General features: G+C 65.4%; 20 protein-coding genes. 15 read left to right on the top strand and 5 right to left on the bottom strand.

The genetic code is table 11. The annotated features are described in order from the left end of the window. Nucleotides 1-60 precede the first annotated feature (60 nt). The 14 genes from KOI47_RS22955 to KOI47_RS22890 all read left to right on the top strand — a co-directional run bounded on the left by KOI47_RS22955 (nt 61) and on the right by KOI47_RS22890 (nt 12,307). Nucleotides 61-1,212 carry a beta-ketoacyl synthase N-terminal-like domain-containing protein gene (locus KOI47_RS22955; protein ID WP_216207135.1) on the top strand — a complete coding sequence of 384 codons (1,152 nt, stop codon included), beginning with the start codon at nt 61-63 and terminating at the stop codon, nt 1,210-1,212. Further along, a complete protein-coding gene (locus KOI47_RS22950; protein ID WP_216207133.1) occupies nt 1,205-2,152 on the top strand; it encodes a beta-ketoacyl synthase N-terminal-like domain-containing protein in 948 nt (315 codons plus the stop codon). Before KOI47_RS22955 ends, KOI47_RS22950 begins: the two co-directional genes overlap by 8 nt. Nucleotides 2,153-2,208: 56 nt before the next feature. Continuing rightward, nucleotides 2,209-2,967: an alpha/beta fold hydrolase gene (locus tag KOI47_RS22945; protein WP_216207131.1), complete on the top strand. Its 759-nt coding sequence runs from the start codon at nt 2,209-2,211 to the stop codon at nt 2,965-2,967. Next, nucleotides 2,964-3,923, top strand: a complete 960-nt coding sequence (locus KOI47_RS22940; RefSeq protein WP_216207129.1) for an acyl-CoA thioesterase family protein — start codon at nt 2,964-2,966, stop codon at nt 3,921-3,923. The genes KOI47_RS22945 and KOI47_RS22940 overlap by 4 nt, the downstream gene beginning before the upstream one ends. 4 nt (nt 3,924-3,927) lie before the next feature. Next, nucleotides 3,928-4,245, top strand: a complete 318-nt coding sequence (locus tag KOI47_RS22935) for a dehydroquinate synthase/iron-containing alcohol dehydrogenase family protein (protein ID WP_216207125.1) — start codon at nt 3,928-3,930, stop codon at nt 4,243-4,245. Continuing rightward, entirely contained in the window at nt 4,236-4,652 is a 417-nt protein-coding gene (locus KOI47_RS22930) for a hypothetical protein (protein WP_216207121.1), read from the top strand. The genes KOI47_RS22935 and KOI47_RS22930 overlap by 10 nt, the downstream gene beginning before the upstream one ends. Further along, complete coding sequence (locus KOI47_RS22925) at nt 4,649-5,017, top strand: DsrE family protein (RefSeq protein ID WP_216207119.1); 369 nt, start codon at nt 4,649-4,651, stop codon at nt 5,015-5,017. Before KOI47_RS22930 ends, KOI47_RS22925 begins: the two co-directional genes overlap by 4 nt. Continuing rightward, the gene (locus KOI47_RS22920; RefSeq protein WP_216207117.1) at nt 5,014-6,084 is read left to right on the top strand and encodes a beta-ketoacyl synthase N-terminal-like domain-containing protein; all 1,071 of its coding nucleotides are present in this window, start codon (nt 5,014-5,016) and stop codon (nt 6,082-6,084) included. The genes KOI47_RS22925 and KOI47_RS22920 overlap by 4 nt, the downstream gene beginning before the upstream one ends. Before the next feature lie 22 nt (nt 6,085-6,106). Next, nucleotides 6,107-6,853 carry a 3-oxoacyl-ACP reductase FabG gene (fabG, locus tag KOI47_RS22915; protein WP_216207114.1) on the top strand — a complete coding sequence of 249 codons (747 nt, stop codon included), beginning with the start codon at nt 6,107-6,109 and terminating at the stop codon, nt 6,851-6,853. Between the two features lie 14 nt (nt 6,854-6,867). Next, nucleotides 6,868-7,581, top strand: coding sequence for a 2-hydroxychromene-2-carboxylate isomerase (locus tag KOI47_RS22910; RefSeq protein WP_216207111.1), 714 nt, complete (start codon nt 6,868-6,870; stop codon nt 7,579-7,581). A 16-nt stretch (nt 7,582-7,597) separates the two neighbouring features. Continuing rightward, nucleotides 7,598-9,436 carry an asparagine synthase (glutamine-hydrolyzing) gene (gene asnB, locus KOI47_RS22905; RefSeq protein WP_216207108.1) on the top strand — a complete coding sequence of 613 codons (1,839 nt, stop codon included), beginning with the start codon at nt 7,598-7,600 and terminating at the stop codon, nt 9,434-9,436. A gap of 87 nt (nt 9,437-9,523) precedes the next feature. After that, nucleotides 9,524-10,705 (top strand): cytochrome P450, encoded by a 1,182-nt coding sequence (locus KOI47_RS22900; protein ID WP_216207106.1) that lies wholly within the window; start codon nt 9,524-9,526, stop codon nt 10,703-10,705. Nucleotides 10,706-10,780: 75 nt separating this feature from the next. After that, complete coding sequence (locus tag KOI47_RS22895; protein ID WP_216207103.1) at nt 10,781-11,113, top strand: hypothetical protein; 333 nt, start codon at nt 10,781-10,783, stop codon at nt 11,111-11,113. A 42-nt stretch (nt 11,114-11,155) separates the two neighbouring features. Continuing rightward, nucleotides 11,156-12,307 (top strand): cytochrome P450, encoded by a 1,152-nt coding sequence (locus KOI47_RS22890; protein ID WP_216207100.1) that lies wholly within the window; start codon nt 11,156-11,158, stop codon nt 12,305-12,307. An 84-nt stretch (nt 12,308-12,391) separates the two neighbouring features. Here KOI47_RS22890 and KOI47_RS22885 read toward each other — a convergent pair whose 3' ends face one another. The 4 genes from KOI47_RS22885 to KOI47_RS22870 all read right to left on the bottom strand — a co-directional run bounded on the left by KOI47_RS22885 (nt 12,392) and on the right by KOI47_RS22870 (nt 15,964). After that, nucleotides 12,392-13,252 (bottom strand): ABC transporter permease, encoded by an 861-nt coding sequence (locus tag KOI47_RS22885; protein WP_216207097.1) that lies wholly within the window; start codon nt 13,250-13,252, stop codon nt 12,392-12,394. After that, the gene (locus tag KOI47_RS22880) at nt 13,249-14,067 is read right to left on the bottom strand and encodes an ABC transporter permease (RefSeq protein ID WP_216207095.1); all 819 of its coding nucleotides are present in this window, start codon (nt 14,065-14,067) and stop codon (nt 13,249-13,251) included. Before KOI47_RS22880 ends, KOI47_RS22885 begins: the two co-directional genes overlap by 4 nt. A gap of 8 nt (nt 14,068-14,075) precedes the next feature. Then, entirely contained in the window at nt 14,076-15,083 is a 1,008-nt protein-coding gene (locus KOI47_RS22875) for an ABC transporter ATP-binding protein (RefSeq protein WP_216207092.1), read from the bottom strand. Nucleotides 15,084-15,280: 197 nt separating this feature from the next. Beyond that, the gene (locus tag KOI47_RS22870; RefSeq protein ID WP_216207088.1) at nt 15,281-15,964 is read right to left on the bottom strand and encodes a TetR/AcrR family transcriptional regulator; all 684 of its coding nucleotides are present in this window, start codon (nt 15,962-15,964) and stop codon (nt 15,281-15,283) included. 364 nt (nt 15,965-16,328) lie between these two features. Here KOI47_RS22870 and KOI47_RS22865 point away from each other — a divergent pair, with 364 nt between their 5' ends. Continuing rightward, nucleotides 16,329-17,249 carry an AfsR/SARP family transcriptional regulator gene (locus KOI47_RS22865; protein ID WP_216207085.1) on the top strand — a complete coding sequence of 307 codons (921 nt, stop codon included), beginning with the start codon at nt 16,329-16,331 and terminating at the stop codon, nt 17,247-17,249. A 337-nt stretch (nt 17,250-17,586) separates the two neighbouring features. Here KOI47_RS22865 and KOI47_RS22860 read toward each other — a convergent pair whose 3' ends face one another. Next, nucleotides 17,587-18,294 (bottom strand): DUF169 domain-containing protein, encoded by a 708-nt coding sequence (locus tag KOI47_RS22860; RefSeq protein WP_216207083.1) that lies wholly within the window; start codon nt 18,292-18,294, stop codon nt 17,587-17,589. Nucleotides 18,295-19,340 lie beyond the last annotated feature (1,046 nt).

Genomic DNA, 19,340 nt, shown 5'->3' with positions numbered 1-19,340 from the left:
GCCCGCGCCTCACCGAGCCGATCACGCCGGGCTTTCGCAGACCGACATGCGGGGCGCGGCATGAGACCCAGCGCCGAACACACCCGGTTCTGGTCGATCGCGGGCACTGGCGTTGTTACTGGGCTTGGATCGGGAACCAGACGGTTCTTCGAAGCACTGTGTTCTGGACGCAGTGGACTGTCTCCGCTGCGTGGTCTGCCTGCGGAAGGGTTCCGCCTGCGGAACGCGTACGAGATGAACGACGTTCCGGCAGGTGCGGGCTGCTACGGAAGGGCGACACGCTGGCTGTGTGACGCCATCGCCGAGGCGGCGCGGGACGCCGGTATCGGCGAGGACCTGTCCGAGGTACCGGTGTTTGTCGGCACGGGGCTGAGGGAACTCCGTTCGATCGAGCTTCGCTGGACCGCGGCAGGCGACTTTCCGGTCTCCCGCCTGCACTTCGGGGAAGCCCTGCGGGAACGGTTCGGGGCCAGCAACACCTGCACGATCAACAACGCCTGCTCGGCGTCACTGTATGCGCTGGGCCTTGCTGCAGACGTGCTCGAGTCCGGGGCCGAGGACACAGCCGTCGTGGCGGGCACCGACTCGCTGACCGCGAGCATGTTCGGGCTCATGGACCGGGTGCAGCAGCCACCGCTCAGCCAGGTGCGGCCGTTCGACCGTGGCCGGCGTGGGGTACTGATGGGTGAAGGTGCCGCGGCGATCGTGCTCCGCCGTCATGGCAGCCCGGCTCGGTCGTGGTTACGGTCGGTCGCGCTGAACTGCGACGCCTGTCACGAGACAGCGCCGGACGTGGGCGGTATCTGTGCCGCCATCGCCGCCGCGCACGAGCGGGCCGCGGTGACCGTACCGGACATCGACCTGGTGATCACCCATGGAACGGGCAGCGTGCTGAACGACGACGCAGAGGCTGTGGCCCTGGCCAAGACCTTTACCAGCGTCGGGGCCCGCCCCTTGGTCGCCGGGATCAAGTCGATGACGGGACATACATCCGGTGCTTCCGGCCTGATGAGTGTCGTCGTGGCGAGCGAGGTGCTGCGCAGTGGCCGGGTTCCCCCGATCGTCGGGCTCGACGAGCCGGACGAGCACGCCGGGGGATTGCGGTTGGTCATGGGCGAGCAGGCCCGCGCCGATGTGACCGCCGTTCAGGTCGACGCATTCGGCTTCGGGGGAGTCAATGCCGTCGCGATCATGGAGCGAGCCGATGAATGAGGTACTGGTGGTGGGCGTCGGTGTCGCCTCAGCAAGGCTCAAGGAGCCCGAAGACACACTCGGCGAGCCCGTCGCGGACATCGCCTTCGACCCGGTCACCGAGCTGGGCCGCGGGTTCCGCTACAAGGACAGGGCCACCCGCCTTGCGATGTTGGCGGCCACCCGCGCCCTGGCCGACGCGGCGCTGGCCGACCCGGATCCACGGAGTGGCGAGCTGGCTGTGTCCGGCGCAGACGTTGGTGTGGTGGCCAGCTCCAATCTGGGCAATCTCGACACTGTCTGCCGTACCGCCGAGACGATCTTGCACAGGTCGGTGCGGGCGACCAGCCCGATGGCGCTACCGAACGCGTCGAGCAATATCGTTGCGTCCTCGCTTGCGGTCCGTTTCGGCATTCGCGGGCCGAACCTGATGGTATGCAACGGCGCGTCGTCTGGTCTCGACGCCATACACCTGGGCACGCTGCTCATCACGGCGGGCCGCGCGCACCAGGTCCTCGTCGTGGGTGCGGAGCCGGCGAACGAGGTGGTGGCCACGCTGACCGGCGCGTCTGTCCTCGAGTTGTTCGACGGCGCGGCGGCCCTGGTGCTGGAGGCCGGTGCCGAAGCCGCCACGCGGGACGCGGCCGGATGTGCCCGCCTGCGTGGCTACGCTCGGCGACCTGATGCCGCAGGCTCGGTCACCACGGTGCTCGGCGGGGATGTGCCGCCAGGGCTGTGGCTGGTGGACGGGGGTGCCTCGGCTCCGGCGGCCATCCGGGACGTCCCGAGGCGGGATCTGACCGCGGTGTTCGGGGACGCTTCCGGAGCGCTCGGGGTGTTGCAGGCCGTGGCGGGCGTGCAGTGGCTTTCCGGCGGCGCCGATGCCGTCCTCGCCACCGCGGGTGTGGCCACGGACGGAGTGTCGTCACTGCTGCTGGAACGGGCGGGAGGCGCGGTATGAGAGTCGCTGAGCCCAGACCGCGCCGTCTCGCCACGGGGAACCGGTCCCCTACAAGCGTGCTGTTGCTGCACGGCATGGGCGGAGGCCCCGGTAGCTGGGATGCGTTGGCTGCGTTACTCGCACCGCACCTCGAGCTGTGGGATGTCAGCCTGCCATGGGCCGTAGCGGGTGATCCGGACTGGGCGCTGGAGCCGGACGTACGCGGTTGTGTGGCCGCACCGATCGAGGCGGTCCGGCGGGTGAACGGCCGTGGGCCGGATGTGCTGGTCGCGCACTCCTTTGCCGCGAACGTGATGCTCGAACTGCTTACCGGACCGGATTCACCCGCCTCGACCGCTACAGTGCTGCTGTCACCCTTCTATCGGGAAAGGCCGGAGGACTTCCCGTGGTCCGCGGTTGTCCCCGGACTCGAACGCTGCTACGGCCGGGTCGCCGATGAGATCAGGCGCAGGTGCGGATCGCGACTGGACGACGTGGCGGACGGGGTGATCGCGCGTCGCATGCTGGAGCTCGTCGGCGGGAAGGCCCCGCTGCGTTTCCACGAGACCTGCCGACGAACCCCGTTTCTTGATCTGGATTCGCTTGACGTTCCCCTCTTGCTGGTTGGCGGCGAGGACGACGAGTTCGGCGCCCACGCCGAAGGCGTGCGTGCCCTCGGCAGGCGCGTTCCGCACGCGTGGTTGGAAATTCTCGAGGGCTGCGGTCACTTCCCGATGGTCGAGCGTGCTCGAGAGGTGGCGACGCTCATGAATACGTTCATCGGCAAGGTGACGCGGACCTCGGACAATACGGCGAGGAAGGCGGAGCGGCTATGACCACGGTGACCCCGACCGCACTCCACGGCGAGACCACGACCTCGGTGCGACCAGGTTATGAGGGGCTGAACATCAACTCATGGATCGGCTTCAAGCACATCAACTACCTGGTCGAGGAGGCCGTCCTGGAGCACTTCCGCGTCGCCGGCATATCCGCGCACACGCTGTTCGAGGACTACGGACTCTGCGTCGAGCTGGTCGCTATCGATACCCGGATCAGCACAGCCATGCACACCGACGACCTCGCGAGGGCGGTGGTCCGAACCGGATCAGGGACCGACGCCGGGGAGATCTCCTTCACGGTGACCCTCTTCGTCCGGCGCGGTACCGAACTGAAGAAGGCGGCGATGTCGTCGGTCCAGGTGACTCTACGCAGGGACGGCATCTTCGAAGCCGCCGACGAGATCCCGGACGGGCTGTCCCCGTTCGTCACCAACCGTGTCGAACGGCGGGCATCCGGGCCGGACCCGTGTGCCGTGGCCGGGAAGGTAGCGGACGCAGAGTCGGTCCTGGCGAAGCTCAACTGCGGCACCAATGCCTTCGCCTGGCGACGGCGTGTCCCCTACTTCTACTGCCACTTCAGCGAACGGCTACAGCTGTCGGGCTACCTGCGGCAACTGGAGGAGGCCGTCGACCTGTTCCTCGCCGATCGTGGCGTTTCCATCAAGCGGCTGCTCGACGAGCAACGCTGGATCCCGCTGGTCACGCATTCGTCGATGAGCATGCTGACCGAGGTCGTCATGGAGGAGGAACTCTATACGGTGTTCACCGTCGAGGACATCTTCAAGAGCTTCCATTACACCGCCCGCATGGATACCTACGTGCTCCGAAACGGGGAACCGCATCGCACCGCGACCGGGCGGATCACCCACGCCTACGGGGAGATCCTGAATCGCGGGGCGATCAAGATCGTCCAGTTCGACCGGCGACTGCTCGCCGCACTGCGAGGGGAATGACGCGATGACGACACAGCTTCTTGTGGAGAGCCGGGACGCCGCACAGCAGAGCGGCCGCCTCCTGCGTGCCGCGGCCCAGCTGGCCACGGCGGGCATACCGACAGTGGTGTTCCTCGTGGACGAAGGTGTCCGGTCCGCTCGTGGATCCCGGCTAGACCTGGCGCGCGCGGTGCGGGCGGGCGCCAGTATCCGGGCCGACAAGGTCTCCCTCGCCGAGCGGAACATTCCGGGTACACAACTGGCCCCCGGCGTGGTGGCGGCGTCCGTGGACGAGATCACGTCGTTGTTGTGCGATCCCGATGTCAAGGTGGTGTGGCACTGATGGTTGGCGCTGGGCGCAAGTGGGATCTGCTGCTGGTCGTGGCGAATGACCGGTACGGTGCGGAGCGGTTCGATACGGTGCGGCGGCTGATTGAAGCCACGCTGCGCAGCGGTCACTCTGTCCAGGTGTGGGCATGCGGCGTGGCAAACACGCTCACCGCGACCACGGCCGCGCCGGATGAGTCGGGCGACGATTGCCGCCAGAGCGGCCAACGACCTGCAGCGGATCTGATCAGCGAACTGGTCGCCGAGTATCCGGATCGATTCTCGTGGGTGGCCTGCCAGTCGTGCAGTGACGAGTGCGGCTGCGCCGAGCACATCCCTGGCGTGCTCACCGAACCGGGGTTCGCAAACTTCGGCGAGTTCGTCGACGGCGCGGTGAAGACAGTCTATATCGGAGGGTCATGATGACGTCGCGGGTTCTTGCGATTGTCGAGCGCCACCCTGGCGACGGCGGCGGGATATTCGCCGACCCGGTCGACTTCTGTGTCGGCCTGCGCACCGGCCTGGGCGCCGTCGACATGGTGCTTTGTGGGCCAGCTGTGATGTGTGCCCTTGGCCTTTCGCCTTCCGGTGACGGGTCGGGAGCGCTGCTGGATTCGGCGCGTCGGGTGCGGACCCTGCTACGGACCGGGAGCAGGGTATGGGTGGACAGAGACGATCTGGCGGCGTCCGGCCACACGGATGATGCTTTGCTGGACGGCGTCGTTACCGCCGACATTGCCGAACTGGCTACCAGCTGGCACGAGTACGACAAGGTGTGGTTCCTGTGAGCGGTCCACTCGTCATATCCGGATGGTCCGCGGTCAGCGCGGCGGGAATCGGAGCCTTGGCGTTCAACGAGGGCATCTTGCCCGGCTGGACCGGCCGGAACAGCCAGGCGAACGATGATGCGCGGGGAGAGCTTGCACGCAGGGTGCCGGGCTTCGATGTCAAGGAGGCCCTCGGGCGCAAGAACACCCGGTCAATGGACCGCGTCACCGGTCTCGCTGTGTTGACCGTGGCCAGGATGGTTGACGGTGAGCGGGAGCAGGGCCACGGGCTCGACGCGGGCAGCACCGGCCTGGTACTCGGCACTACTACCGGCAGCGTCCAGTCCATGATGGACTTCACGCGTGACTCCTTCACCCAGGACAGGCCCCATCTGGTTGATCCTGCACGTTTTCCCAACGCGGTCATGAACCGCGCAGCGGGGCAGGCCGCGATCTGGCACGGGCTGCGCGGGCCGAACGCCACGATCGCAAGTGGGCACGTCGCGGGAATCTCTGCGCTACGGTACGCCGCCAGGCTGCATCGTGCGGGGCACGCCAGAACCGTCCTGTGCGGGGCTGTCGAGGAGCTCACGCCGCTGCGGGTATGGCTGGAGCGAAAGCGCGGGGGCAACGATGGATCGGCAATACTCGGCGAGGGCTGCGCGGTGGTCAGGCTGGAGTCGCCTGCCGACGCGCGGGACGCGGGACGCCCGGTGCTGGCCTACCTGCTGGGCACCGCCTTCCGAGTGCCCGCGAACGATGCCGAGACTCCGGCGGCTGTCGCGGACTGTGCTACGTCGGTGTTGGCACGGGCCGGCGCTTCGACCACCGACGTGTGGGCGCTCGCTGGCGACCTTACCGGTGCGGCGGACGCCAGGCTCAGGGAAGTGTTCAAGGCTTTGCCGCGCAGGATCACCTTGGCCAGCAAGCTGGCGGACACCGGAGCGGCTGCGGCCGCCCTGCATGTGGCCGCTGTGCTTTGCCATGCCGCTGCCGAGCCTGCCGCGCACGACCGGCTGGCACTGGTGGCCTCAGTGGACCGGGACGGGGCCACCGGGATCGTCGCGTTTCGGTTGCCACCGGGGTGACAACGGTTTCGAAGGGAAGGCGATGGATTCGGATACCCGGCCCGTGGCTCTGGTAACGGGTGGCTCCCGAGGCATCGGCGCCGCCGTCGTCGGCAAACTTGCCGTCGGCGGCTACGATGTCGCGTTCTGCTATCGAGTGGCGGAGAAGGCGGCCGACCAAGTCGCCGCCGTGGCCGGTGCGGCCGGGGCGAAGACTCTCGCCAGGCGGGTGAACCTCGTGGACCCGCAGGCCGTGCAGGATTTCGTCGTCGCTAGCGAGAGCGAGCTCGGGCCGATCACCACCGTGGTCGCCTCGGCGGGCATCACCCGGGACAAAAACCTGGTCACGATGACCAATGACGAATGGGACGAGGTGCTCGACACCAACCTTACCGGGACGTTCCATATCTGCCGCGCGGCAATCTTCCCGATGATGAAGCGCCGGTCCGGCAGCATCGTGACGATCTCTTCGGTCGCCGGCGTCGAGGGAAACGCCGGTCAGGCCAACTATGCCGCGTCCAAGGCTGGCATCATCGGGCTGAGCAAAGCCCTCGCCCGAGAGGTTGGTGGGTACGGGATAAGGGTCAATGTGGTCACTCCGGGCCTCATTGCCACCGATATGACAGCGGGTCTAGGCAGCCAGGGCCGCGACGAACTGACCCGGCGGATCCCGCTGGCCCGCTGGGGCAGGCCCGAAGAGGTCGCCGAGCTGGTGGCTTTCCTCGGATCGGACCGGGCAGCCTACATCACCGGCGGGGTGTTTCCGGTCGACGGCGGCATCAGGCTGTGAAAGGAGACGACGGCATGGCATCGCGCGCCGGCTGGCGACCACGGATGTACTTCAGCCTGCGCAGCCCGTATTCCTGGCTCGCGTTGCACGACCTGCATACCCGTCACGCAGATCTGCTCGACGTGCTCGAGTGGCGGCCGGCTTGGGACCCGGATCCCGAATCGGAAGCGCTGCTCATCAGGGCGGGTGGTCGTTACCTCTACACCCCCATGTCCAGAGAGAAGCATCTGTACGCCCTCCGCGACGTGCGGCGTCTCGCGTCGGCGCGGGGCCTGCGGGTGGTGTGGCCGGTCGACCGATCCCCCCGCTGGGAGGTTTCCCACCTCGCCTACCTTGTCGCCGAGGGGGCCGGTCGCGGCGAGGGTTTCGCGACCGCGGTCTGCCGGGCACGCTGGGAGGAGGGCAGGGACATCTCGGATCCGGCCGTTGTGGCCGAGATCGGAGAGACGCTCGGGCTGGACGGCGCACGCCTGGCCGGGGCCGCCGAGGACCCCGCCCTGGTCGAGGCCGGCACGGACAGTCTCATGGCCATGTACCGCGATGGAGTGTTCGGCGTCCCGTTCTTCGTACACGGCGGAGAGCAATTCTGGGGGATCGATCGGTTGGAGATGTTCGTCGAGCACGTGCGATCACTAGGAGTGGCCGGCGTGCAACGGAATGCCGATGCAGTCGGTGCGGAAGTCGCGATGGCCGCTGGGGACGACGGCCATGCGGGTGGATGTGGCTGAGAAAGGCAGGTCTGGCATGTGTGGCATCGCCGGCAGGGTCGACTTCGATCGCGATCTGACACGCGAGCGTGAAACGGCGCAGGCCATGACGGATACATTGGCTGACCGGGGTCCTGACGACGGCGGGCTATGGATGGATCGCCATGTGGCGCTGGGGCACCGGCGTTTGTCGGTGATCGACATCGAGGGTGGGAAGCAACCCATGACGGCCGTGGAGCATGGCCGGGAACTCGCGGTGCTGGCCTACAGCGGCGAGGTCTACAACTTCCGCGAGCTGCGAGGGCAGCTGGAGTCGTATGGTCACCGGTTCCACACCACCAGCGACACCGAGGTAGTGCTGCGGGCCTATCTCCACTGGGGAGTGGAGCTGGTCGACCACCTCAACGGCATGTACGCGTTCGGCATCTGGGATCCCGTCCGCGAGGAGTTGCTGCTGGTGCGGGACCGGATGGGTGTCAAGCCCCTGTACTATTTTCCGACACGGCATGGCGTGCTGTTCGGCTCGGAGCCCAAAGCGATCCTGGCCGACCCCAACATTTCCCGGACGGTGGAAATCGACGGGCTCCGCGAAGTCCTGGACGTGGTCAAGACGCCGGGACACGCCATCTACGCCGGGATGCACGAGGTGTTGGCGGGCGAGCTGGTCCGGGTGAATCGTTCCGGCCTGCACCGGCGTCGATACTGGCAGTTGCGGGCATGGCCGCACCCCGACGACCTGCCGACCACCATCCGCACCGTCCGTGAGCTGCTGGAGGACATCGTGACCCGCCAGCTCGTCTCGGACGTGCCGCTGTGCTCGTTGCTGTCCGGTGGTCTCGACTCGTCCGCTGTCGCGGCGATGGCCGGCACAGCACTGGCCGCGGGCGGCGCCGGCAGGCTGCGCACGTTCGCGGTCGACTTCGAACCGGCCGACAACGTGCAACCCGCGCCGGACACGGCTGACCCGCCGTTCGCGCGCGAGATGGCGCGGTATGCACGCACCGAGCACAACGAGGTCCTGCTGGACAACCGCGGGCTGCTGGACACCGGGGTGCGGGCGGCGGTCCAGCGGGCGATGGATCTGCCACTGAACCACTGGGGCGACATGTGGGTTTCGCTGCACCTGCTGTTCCGCGCCGTCCGAGAACGATCCACGGTGGCGCTTTCCGGCGAGGCTGCGGACGAAGTCTTCTGTGGCTACCCTTTCTTCCACGACCCAAGGTCGGTTTGGGAGGACGCGTTCCCGTGGATCGGTGCTCCTGGCCGTTATTTCGACGGGACGACATTGCTGGATCGGGGACTGCTGCGCAAGCTGGACATACCCGGCTATCGCCGAATGCGTTACTGGGAGGCGGTCGGTGAGACGCCTGTGCTGCCGGGGGAGGACGGGATCGAACGACGCATGCGCGAGCTCTGCTACCTCACGCTCACCCGATTCCTACGGGTGCTCCTGGATCGTAAGGACCGGATGAGCATGGCGTCCGGCCTGGAGGTTCGCGTGCCGTTCTGCGACCACCGGCTGGTCGAGTACGTGTTCAACGTGCCATGGTCGATGAAAACCTTCGACGGCAGGGAGAAGAGCCTGTTGCGTGCCGCCACCGCGGATCTGCTGCCCGGATCGGTCCGGAACCGGGCTAAACGTGGATACCCGATGACCGATCATCCCGGATACGCGCAGGGAATCCGGGACGAGCTGGCCGGACTCGTTGCCGAGGGCGACGCCCCGGTATTACCGCTGCTCGACGGCGACCGCGTGCGGGAGTTCCTGCGCCGACCGGTCGAGGAGGTGAGCAGGCAGTACGACCGGGGTGGCATCGAGACGGCTCTCGGGCTCAACGTGTGGCTCACTGCCAACCAGATCACCCTCGATCTCTAGAAGCTCACGACGTGGGTGTGACGCGTGAGTGACGGCCCCCTCTCTACGGTCGGACGCACTGCCGCTAGGTCACTGGAGGATGCCCGCATGAATTCGGTTCCCACGTACAAAGGGATCGAGCCAGGGCCGGTTCGCTTCGAAAGAGCAGACGAGAGCCCGGATTCCTCTCCTCGGTGGCTTGTCACGAGGTACGACGACGTCGTCGAGGCGCTCAACCACCCGGACCTGCGGATGAAAGGCTTTCGTCCTGACGATTCCGCGGAATGCTCGTTCTCGCGCCTCGTGGACAAGGAGCACGGCTCGGGCGAGGAGCTGACCGCCACCGAGATTCTGCGCAGCCAGGTGTTCTTCGTTTTCGATCCGCCGGTGCACGAGCGTGTCCGAAAGCAGGTAGTCCGTTATTTCAACGCGAAACGCCTGGCGGAGCTTCGCCCGCGTGTGCAGCAGATCGCGGACGAGCTGCTGGACGCTATTGCGGCGCGGGACAAGGTGGATCTGGTCGAGACGTTCGCGTTTCCACTGCCGGTACATGTGCTGTGCGAGGTGCTCAACATTCCCGAACCGATCAGGACGCGGCTGCTCACCAGGGAGGAGGGCAGCAAGCCGGTCATTCCCATCGAGGTGGCGCAGCCCGCGGCCGTTGAGCTGATCGAGACGCGGCGTCGTGAGCCTATCGACGACGACATGATCAGCACACTCGTGGCCGCGCACGAGGAAGGCAAGGTCAGCTGCGCGGAACTGCACGCGTTACCGCTGATCCTGTTCATCGCGGGCTACCTGACCACCGTGCACATGATCGGGAGCAGCGTGCTGACCCTGCTGCAGAACCCCGACCAGCTGGCCGAGTTGAGAGAGGATCCTACGTTGATTCCCGCGGCGACCGATGAACTCCTTCGGTACGTCGGCTCGGTGTCCTCGGTGAGTCGGTTCGCTCGCGAGGACCTCGAGATAGGTGGTACGGCCATCCCGAAGGGAAGTCATGTCCGCGTCGTGATGAACTCGGCCAACCGTGACCCGGCGATGTTCTCCGACCCGGACGGTCTCGACCTCCACCGCGGCGGGCACGGGCTGGCCTTCGGGCATGGCATCAACTACTGCCTGGGTTCACATCTGGCCAAGGTGGAGCTTGAGGTCGCGCTGGGTACGGTGCTGCATCGGTTCCCCGAACTCGCCCTTGCCGAGCCGGCGCAGGTCGGCGAACTCGAAGCCGGTGTCCTCGGCGTCGAACGGCTTGTCGTGTGGCTCAAGGCTACGGCTGACCCCGCGTGACACGATGTGGGAGGGCTCGTGCCTTTCGTTGAGATATTCGCACCGTCAGGGACCGTCGGCGACGAGCAGCGAAGCGTGATCAGCTCCCGAATTGCCGTCGAGACGAACTCCGCAGCCGGGCTACCGGACACCGATGAGGTACGTGCGTTGTCCTGGCTGGTGTGGCGCGACATCGAGCACTGGTTTGTCGGCGGTGAGCCGGTGAAGGAAGGCGAGGTGCCGCGATATGCCGTGCGCATCACGCTGGCCGAGGGAGCGACCACGGCCCAGCAGCGCGCCAGTCTGGTCCGCCGCGTGCTCGAGGTGCTCGCCGAGATCCATGACAACGACGACCGGTTGACGGGGCCGCCGCACGCCTGGGTGCAGTTCGCCCAGACTCCCCGCGACGAGCAATGTCTGTCCTCGTGAGTGCCCATCCTGGTACTCACGACATCGCTATGGAGGCAATGGATGGCTAAGGTCCGGGTGTTTCAGGACGACGAGCCAGGGCCGGTGCGGCTACTCAGTGCTGAGGAAAGCGCGGACGGTAAGGACTGGTGGTTGATCACCAGGTACGACGATGTGGTGGCCGCGCTGTCCGACCATAACTTGAGCAACCGGGGGCTTTACCCCACCGACTGCGCCGCCGCTCGCCTCGTCGACCAGGACGCCTTCGCAGCCATCGCCAACGCCGCGGATCGAGTGCTGAACCGGTCCATGATCGCCGCGGACCCTCCGGACCATACCCGGCTACGCCGTCTGATTGCGGGGGATTTCGGAGCCAAGCGCCTGGAGTCGCTGCGCCCGCGGGTCCAGCAGATCACCGATGAGTTGCTGGACACTATCGCCGACCGGGAGCGGGCAGACCTCATCAGGGCATTCGCGTTCCCGATGGTGGTGCGCGTGCTGTGCGCGCTACTCGATATCCCGAACCACATCACCGACCGGCTGCTACCGGCAAGGGACGCCCCGCCTGCCCTCCCGGGGGAGGTGGCCTACGAGGTGGCCGTCGAGTTGATCGAGACTCGGCGCCGCGAGCCGGCCGGGGACATGGTCAGCGGCCTCATCGAGGCTCACGCCGACGGTCGGCTCAGCACCGACGAGCTCGTGTCGATGCCGGTGATGGTGCTGTTCGCGGGTCTCAGCACCGTGCAGCTGATCGGAAACGGCGTCTTGACACTCCTGCGGCACCCGGAGCAGCTCGACCAGGTCCGTCGCGATCCGGGGTTGGTGCCGTCAGCGGTCGACGAGTTGTTGCGGTACGTGACTCCAGCTGCCTCGGTGACGCGGTACGCCACCGCGGACATCGAGATCGGTGGCACGATCATCCCGGAGGGGAGTCACGTCCGTGTGCTCACCGGTTCGGCGGGCCACGACCCCGCCAAGTATGCCGACCCGGACATTTTCGACATCCACCGCGGTGCCTGCCATGAGTTGGCGTTCGGCCATGGTATCCACTTCTGCATCGGCGCGCGCCTGGCGAAGGTCGAGGGCGAGGTCGCGATCGGCACGTTGCTTCACCGCTTCCCTGATCTGGCCCTGGCCGAACCGGTGACCTTCAGTGAGGTGGACGAAGGTATCGTCGGGCTGGAGCGGCTCCCCGTACTGCTACGCAGTTCGTGAGCGTTCAGCGGGTTCCGAACCGGGACGCTGCGAGGCGCAGCTTGGTGCGTTCGGTCTCCACAGCGGCGAAGCAGGAGCGGGGCCTCAATACTGTCCCAGGGTACCCGCACGCTTGGCATACGTCTCGCAGGCGTGGAAGATCACCAGTCCCGCCACGAGCCATCCCACGGTGCTGACGGCCGTCCAGACATAGCCGCCCGTACCCCATAGGAGCATGCTCTGGTCCTCGAACATGATTCGTCGTACGCCTTCGACGGGATGCGTGAGGAACACGTAGGGACTGATGGCAGCCAGCGGTTCCGGCAACCCGTCCTCTGCGATGACCACGCCACTGACGAACAAGAGCAGTAGCAGCACGAGGTCGTTGAACATCTCGATGCGTTTGAACACCAGGGTGAGGCCGGCGATAATGAGGGCGAATCCAGCTCCGCTCAGCAGGACGAACGCGACCGGTATCAGCGCGTCCAGCCGCCACGTCAGCGGAAGGTCGATCACGAGGTCCATGACGGTGTACATGACGGCGATCACGAGCCCCGCCTCGATGATCGCCGATAACGCCCTGCCCACGATGGTGGCCACCCATGACGGCAGCGGGCTGAGGTAGGTCTGCTCAAGGGTCCCCGTCTGGATCTCGGCCAGTGTGCGCCAGAACATCTTCTGGATCTGGAGATAGACCAGCATGTAAACGGAGAATCCGAGGAACAGCCATGCGGCCTTCGAGGGGTCCATGGACCAGGTCATCCGGCCTTCGATGATGCGGTCGCCCTGGCCGACGATGAAGCCGAGCAACAGCATGAATGTCACGAAGATCGGCAGTTCGATCACGATCTGCGTACGCTCGGCCCAGCCGTGCCGCAAGCCCTTGACGATCTCGTTGCCGATAGCCGTCATCGCTTTGCCGAGCCGTCGCCGAGCGGGAAAGGTCTCGGTGGTAGTCGTGTTCACGGTCCGAGCCTCCCAATCTTCAGGCCATGGTGGACGGCGGCTTGGAACACCGCCCAGCCCAGCAACAACATGACTGCGGCGTGCCCGATGGCAAGTTGCAACGAGAAGTCGGCCCACAGCTCGCCCAGGCCGGCACCCTCGAACAGGACGTGATTCGCGATCTCCACGGACAGCGTCGTTGGCCAGATCTTGGCGACGATCTCCAGCCAGATCGGGAAGACGTCGGCCGGAATGAACGAGCCATTGATCATCACCAGCATGGTCCATAGCACGTGAGTGATCGCGCCGATCGCGTTCACGACGAGCGCCAGGCCACCGATGAACAAGGCGAAGCCTGCAGCCTCGACCAGTACCAGGACAGCGGGGAACACGACATCCAACTGGAACGTGATTTTGAGGCTGAACAGAGGTACGAACAGCACGGCGACCACAAGGGCGCTCAGCACACCCTCCGCGAGAACGCCGAGCAGCCTCCCGATGGTGAGCACCCACGGCCGCAGTGGGCTGAGCAGGCTCTGCATGAAGGTTCCGGAGAACACCTCCTCCAGCAGCCCGCCGGCCATTCGCACCAGAGCGATGTAGGCGACAACGAAGGCGAGGTAGCCGATGAGAGTCTGGGCCGCGAGCTGCGGAACGATCGTGCCACCACCGACGAAGAACTGAATCGTCCAGTACAGCCCGGTTACGAAGGCGAGTTGGGGAATCACGGTTGCCCGGTGCCGCCAGGTGATCAGCAGGCCCTTTTGGATCTCGTTACCGATCATGCGCCGCACGAACCCGGCTCGGCTGGCTTTGGTTGGCGAGGGCACGGTCATGGTAATGGTCACTTTCCCCGGACGATCTCGACGAAGACCTCTTCCAAGCTGGGCCGAATTCGGTTCACCGCGACGATCGGCAGAGACTTCTCCCTCGCGGTGGCTAGTACGGTGTACAGCACGTGCTGATCTTCACTTGGGAGCAAGATGCTGGTCTGTTCCGGCGCGAATGCCTCGATCTGCAGGTTGCCAAACGACTCGGCGGGCACCACATCGGCCGGCACGCCGATGCGGACCTCGAAGCGATTCTCGGCATAGTGATCGAGCAGATCGCCGGTGGGTAGGTCAGCGACGATTTCACCGTCCTTGATGACTGCCACCCGATCGCTGAGCTCCTCGGCCATGGCGAGCTGGTGGGTGGTGAGCACGATTGTCTTGCCCTCTTCCTTGGCGAGCCGGTGCACCCACTGCTTGACGGTACGTGCTGCCTCGACGTCGAGACCGATGGTGGGTTCGTCTAGCAGCAGCACGGGTGGGTCTGTGACCAGGGCCGCGGCGATCGCCACCTTCTGTTGCATACCTCGGGAGAACCCACCGACCTGTTGGTTGCGCCGATCCCACAGCCCGAGTTCCTGAAGTAGCCACTCGCCACGCGGCTTGATCTCGGCGGTGCGCAGCCCTTTCAGTCGGCCGAAGTAGATCAGGTTCTGAACAGCGGTCAGCGACCAGTAGATGTTGCGGGAGCCTTCCAATACCGCGCCGATCTGCTGGACGGCCCGACTGCGCTGGCGTTGGACGTCGTAGCCATAGATGTGGACGGAGCCACTGGTCGGCAGGAGCAGCGCGGCCAACATCTTGATCGTCGTTGTCTTGCCCGCGCCGTTCGGGCCGAGAAACCCGAACACCTCACCCGGTGCAACGCTGACCGACAGGCTGCGCACGGCCGGAAAGGCCCTGCTGCCTCGGCCGTAGGTCTTCGATAAGGAACGCAGCTCGATCGCCGGGGCCGTCTGCACCCTAGAAGCCCTCCCCTCCTTGGCTTGGTGCGCCTCAAGCATCCACTCCACCTCGTTCACTCGGCGAGTATATGACGCAAGCTTATGGCGTATACATTTCACCGTCAATGTTGTACTGAGCTGGCGAAAGGGGATGGTGTCGCGGGGTGTCTTCACTGCTCAGCTGGGCGGACTCGTCCTGCCGCATGGAAGTAGGTGCTGCGTCGTAGTGCCCCGGAAGCGTCACGCGCGGCCGGTGAGCGGAACGATACAAGTGATCAGTCGCGCTGGCCGTCGCCGGATTCCATTCCACTCAGCACGATGTTGACGGAGTCACTGAACTGAGCGTCCATGTCGCAACCCGTGCACAGTTGCAAGGCGAACCGAAGCAGGTGCTCGGAGGTGCCGGCGGGGACCATTCTGCTGACATGCTGGAAGGCTCGCAGCCCATCGTCAGGTTCGGTGCTGCGCTGGTTGTCGCCGTTGTCCGCCCAGGTGAGCTCGAAGTAGGCGAAGCCGAGCGCGTACGAGATGAGTGTACGGATCAGCTGAAGCGCGCGGGTATGCGAGATTCCGCTCGCCCACAGGCGCCCCGCGAACGCTTCGAAGTACTCCAGCGCCTGGGTAGGCATGATCGGCCGGTTGGTAAGCAGTCGCGCGGCTTCCGGGTGTCGGTGCACCATCTCGCGTAGGGACTGGGCGAAGGCTCGCACCTCGGCCTGCCAGGTGTCTGCGGTCTCCTCCGGTAGGACTACTTCGGCCCACATGGCCTCGACGAGGCCGTCGAGCAGGCCGTCCTTGCCCTGGATGTGCCTGTACAGCGACATGCCCTTGACACCGAGTTCAGCGCCCAGCTTGTGCATACTGAGTGCCTCGAGGCCGTGCTTGTCCACGTAGTCGAGGGCAACCTGCAGAATACGTGCCCGGCTGAGCGGCTCCCTTGGCTCGGCGCCGGCGTCCACGAGGCCTCCCGCGCTTGATCGGTTCGACTTAGGTCCCCAGCTTACGTGTACGCCAGTAGTCGTGAGTATCGCATCCGTTGTCTGGCCGGGTGCCTCGTGTAGTTGACCGTACGCGAGTGACCAGGTATTATTGAACAATAAGTGTATGCTGTAAGTTTTATTAATAAGCCTGCGTGTTGAACGAGCGATGCCGAGCCCGGCGAGCAGTTCCGGTGCGCGGGGTGGGTTCTACTGTCCAAACAGGCTGGCGGGTACTCGGTTCTGACTGGGTAACGCGATGTTTTCGATCATCGTCGGGGCGCGATGACATGCATGGAAATTGGTCGTACGGTTCGTTCTGTGCTATGGACCGGCTGCCCGATTGATGTCATACTTCCGGATAGGCAAATCTTTGGCAAGCGCTATTCTGGTATGGGGGCAAGCGATGTCGCGTGATCATTTTTCGAGCCGTGACAGCACTGCATTCAACAGCCGTCCGGACTTTCCCGAGAAAAGCGCCGGCCCAGCGCGCCCGATCTCGTTGCGTCTGCTGGGCCAGTTCGACCTCTCGGTGGCCGGGCGATCTGTTCCGCTCGGCCTGACGAGTCAGCGGTTGCTGGCGCTGCTCGGCATCAACTCGGGACATCTTCCCCGTGCACAGGTCGCCGGCATGTTATGGCCGGATGCTCGGGGTAGCAGGGCAGCCGCAAACCTGCGATCCATGCTCTGGCGGCTTCAGCAAGGGTGCGACGAGGCCGTCGAGGCTTCTTTCTACGACGTACGACTCTCGCCGATGGTGACGGTGGATATCCAGGAAGCCTTCGACGTCGCGTACCGGCTGATCCACCAGTCCGCGGACCTGGGGCCCGATGCTCTCCAGGTCGCGTTGCGCTGCAATCTTCACCAGGACATCGCACCGGACATCGGCGACGCCGAGTGGTTGATCACCGAGCGCGAACGGTTCCGTCAGCTGCGTGTGCACGCGTTGGAAGTGTTGGCGAGAAACGTGCTCGAGGCAGGTTGGTACGGCGCGGCCATCGAGGCGACCCTTGCCGCCGTGCGAGCTGATCCTTTCCGGGAAAGCGCCTACCGGCTGCTGATCAAGGCACATCTTGCAGAAGGCAGCCAGTTCGAGGCGCACAGACATTACCAGGAATACTGTCAACTTCTGCAGACCGAGCTTGGCGTGACTCCTTCCGAGGATTTCCTGCGCATCTTGGAGGAAGGTCGGCACGGAGAACCGTCCGAGGCGGCACCTGAAGGATGCAAGGAAGATCCGATGGCGTTCGTCTGTCCGGACGGCTGATCAATCCGGCCATGTGGCGTTCGGCCGACAGGACATGCCCAGCCTATCCCCGCTTCGCTTCTGCAGCGAGAATCCCAGCGAGCGCCGGTGTGCGTGACCATGATCGTGCCAAGATCGTTCGGCTCCGCTGGGAGGCTTCAGTTCTGGGGGTCAAAGCCTTCGGGTAGCCGGGCGATGTCCGGGGCGCTGCCGTGCTGAGCCACGGCCAGAGCGCCCGCGTTCGGCCGCGCCGCATCGGACACAGCCGATTGGGCAGACCCGCACGGCAACTATCCGAATACACCACTGGGGGTGCGACAAGCTTTCGTTACGCGACCCCGACGCACCCGCGGGTGGGTCAGGTGGCGAGTTCGGCCTTCTTGCGTTCGTAGAAGATCTTCATGGTTTCGTTTGCGGCGATGACCTTGTCCAGGTCGTCGAGCAGGGCATCCAGGCGGGCGCCGGGTACGGCGGCAAGGAGCTGGTCATCGGGAATCTCGGTGAAGGTGCGCATACCCATGCAGCCCCATGAGATGGCGGGGGCGTCGCTGGAAAGGGCGCTGGGCAGGGCGGCGCAGGCGGGTCTGCCACTGGACAGGATGGAGGTGTGAGTCCAGTTGGCGGTTCCTGCGGCCTCGTTGTACAGCATGGCCTGGCGAGGAGCGAGCCAGAACAGAACCAGCGTGGGTGCGGTGGGTAGGTCGGCCAGGGGACCGTAGAGGATACCGGCGGTCGAGGGCTGGATGCTGGGGATCTTGTCTCCTTCCTCGGCTTTGAGGTAGGAGCAGTCGCACATCGAGACCACCAGGTCGTCGAGTTGAGCCTTGAGTTGTTCGGTGAGGGGGAACCCCATCACCATCGCACCAATAGGGCAGTTGTTGTGGGTTTCGGCTGGTGCATAGAAGACGCGTTGCTCGGCCATTCGCCAGAATGCGCAAGCCGAGGTCACCTCGTGGGCAGGACCGGGGATGTCCGCCGGTGGGGTATCTGTGAAGGTGAGTCCGATAGGCGGTAGATCCAGCGTGAGTGCCGTGGTGAGTCGTTGGGCGGCAGCCAAGTTGCTCATAGATGCAGCCAATCCTTCAGTGCGTGGGTATCGGGTTCGGGCCGGTTGGCGGACCTGAGCGCGCGGGAGACAAGTCCCGCGCGCAACCGCGCAATGTGATGGTGCACCAGACGCGTCGTGCGGCCGTCATGCGCGAATAACGTCACCGTCATTGCGGTGTGAGGCGAAGTCTCAAGCGGTACTACTCCGTACCGTGCTAGTGCCGCCGCACAGAACGTTGCCGCTGTTACGGGTTGCCCGCCGGGGGTGCCCTGAACGTGGCTTTCCGGACGCTCACCGTCGCGAACGGCACATCCGAGACATCTGACGTCTCGAACGCCACGTTCAGGGCTCTTCGGGCGATTAGCTAGGCAACGTTGCTTGATGCGGCACTAGGACCGGAGGTCGGCTAGTGGCTTCCCGCAAGGTTCAGCTTGCGTGGGGTCTGTAACGGAATCGGTGGGTTCGGCGTTGCTGGTTAGTACTTCTGGGCGCTGGCCAGCGATCACCGAACGTTGTGGTGAAGGCGTTGAGCGGCGGGTTCATCGCCGTGAGGCGCTGTGGTTTGAGTGGAGGTGAGAGACCATCGCCGCTGGGTGGTCACGGCGGCCCGATAGGAGCTGAGGGCAGCCTGATCCGGGAGGTGCCGGGAGGGTGGGAGCAGTTCTGGCAAAGCCGGGGCGTGTCAGTACTGCCAGATGACGCGGGTCCGGTGAGCGGGATCGAGAGGAGTACGCGAGGAACCGATGTCGTAACGTCCCACCACGCTGAATCGGCTCGAATCTGGTGGATATGGGCGAGGTGCGGTGCGTGTCCCTTGTAGTGGGGCAACTTCGTGTCGGTGACCGACACTTCGGGTGGATCTTGGAACGGGCCTCCGGGAGGCTGCGCTCAAGGTCTGCGGCGTAGTCGTGGCGAAGCCGCTGGGGCAGAGTCGGGCTCCTCTTCGATCAAGCGAACCACAGTGAACACGGGAAACCACTTCGGGTCCCACCCGGGTCCACAAGCCCATTGTGGGTGTGCTGGGTTCACCGTCAACCGGTCGGCCTGGAGTGGGGCGAAGTCGC

This window comes from Amycolatopsis aidingensis (genome assembly GCF_018885265.1).
GTDB lineage: Bacteria > Actinomycetota > Actinomycetes > Mycobacteriales > Pseudonocardiaceae > Amycolatopsis > Amycolatopsis aidingensis.
This window is presented reverse-complemented; position numbering and strand designations above follow the sequence as displayed.

What these genes read in the sequence shown, in the direction of transcription:
- KOI47_RS22955 (WP_216207135.1), top strand. Translation starts at nt 61, where the DNA reads ATGAGACCCAGCGCCGAACACACCCGGTTCTGGTCGATCGCGGGCACT.
- KOI47_RS22950 (WP_216207133.1), top strand. Translation starts at nt 1,205, where the DNA reads ATGAATGAGGTACTGGTGGTGGGCGTCGGTGTCGCCTCAGCAAGGCTC.
- KOI47_RS22940 (WP_216207129.1), top strand. Translation starts at nt 2,964, where the DNA reads ATGACCACGGTGACCCCGACCGCACTCCACGGCGAGACCACGACCTCG.
- KOI47_RS22935 (WP_216207125.1), top strand. Translation starts at nt 3,928, where the DNA reads ATGACGACACAGCTTCTTGTGGAGAGCCGGGACGCCGCACAGCAGAGC.
- KOI47_RS22925 (WP_216207119.1), top strand. Translation starts at nt 4,649, where the DNA reads ATGATGACGTCGCGGGTTCTTGCGATTGTCGAGCGCCACCCTGGCGAC.
- fabG (WP_216207114.1), top strand. Translation starts at nt 6,107, where the DNA reads ATGGATTCGGATACCCGGCCCGTGGCTCTGGTAACGGGTGGCTCCCGA.
- KOI47_RS22910 (WP_216207111.1), top strand. Translation starts at nt 6,868, where the DNA reads ATGGCATCGCGCGCCGGCTGGCGACCACGGATGTACTTCAGCCTGCGC.
- asnB (WP_216207108.1), top strand. Translation starts at nt 7,598, where the DNA reads ATGTGTGGCATCGCCGGCAGGGTCGACTTCGATCGCGATCTGACACGC.
- KOI47_RS22900 (WP_216207106.1), top strand. Translation starts at nt 9,524, where the DNA reads ATGAATTCGGTTCCCACGTACAAAGGGATCGAGCCAGGGCCGGTTCGC.
- KOI47_RS22890 (WP_216207100.1), top strand. Translation starts at nt 11,156, where the DNA reads ATGGCTAAGGTCCGGGTGTTTCAGGACGACGAGCCAGGGCCGGTGCGG.
- KOI47_RS22880 (WP_216207095.1), bottom strand. Translation starts at nt 14,067, where the DNA reads ATGACCGTGCCCTCGCCAACCAAAGCCAGCCGAGCCGGGTTCGTGCGG.
- KOI47_RS22865 (WP_216207085.1), top strand. Translation starts at nt 16,329, where the DNA reads ATGTCATACTTCCGGATAGGCAAATCTTTGGCAAGCGCTATTCTGGTA.
- KOI47_RS22860 (WP_216207083.1), bottom strand. Translation starts at nt 18,294, where the DNA reads ATGAGCAACTTGGCTGCCGCCCAACGACTCACCACGGCACTCACGCTG.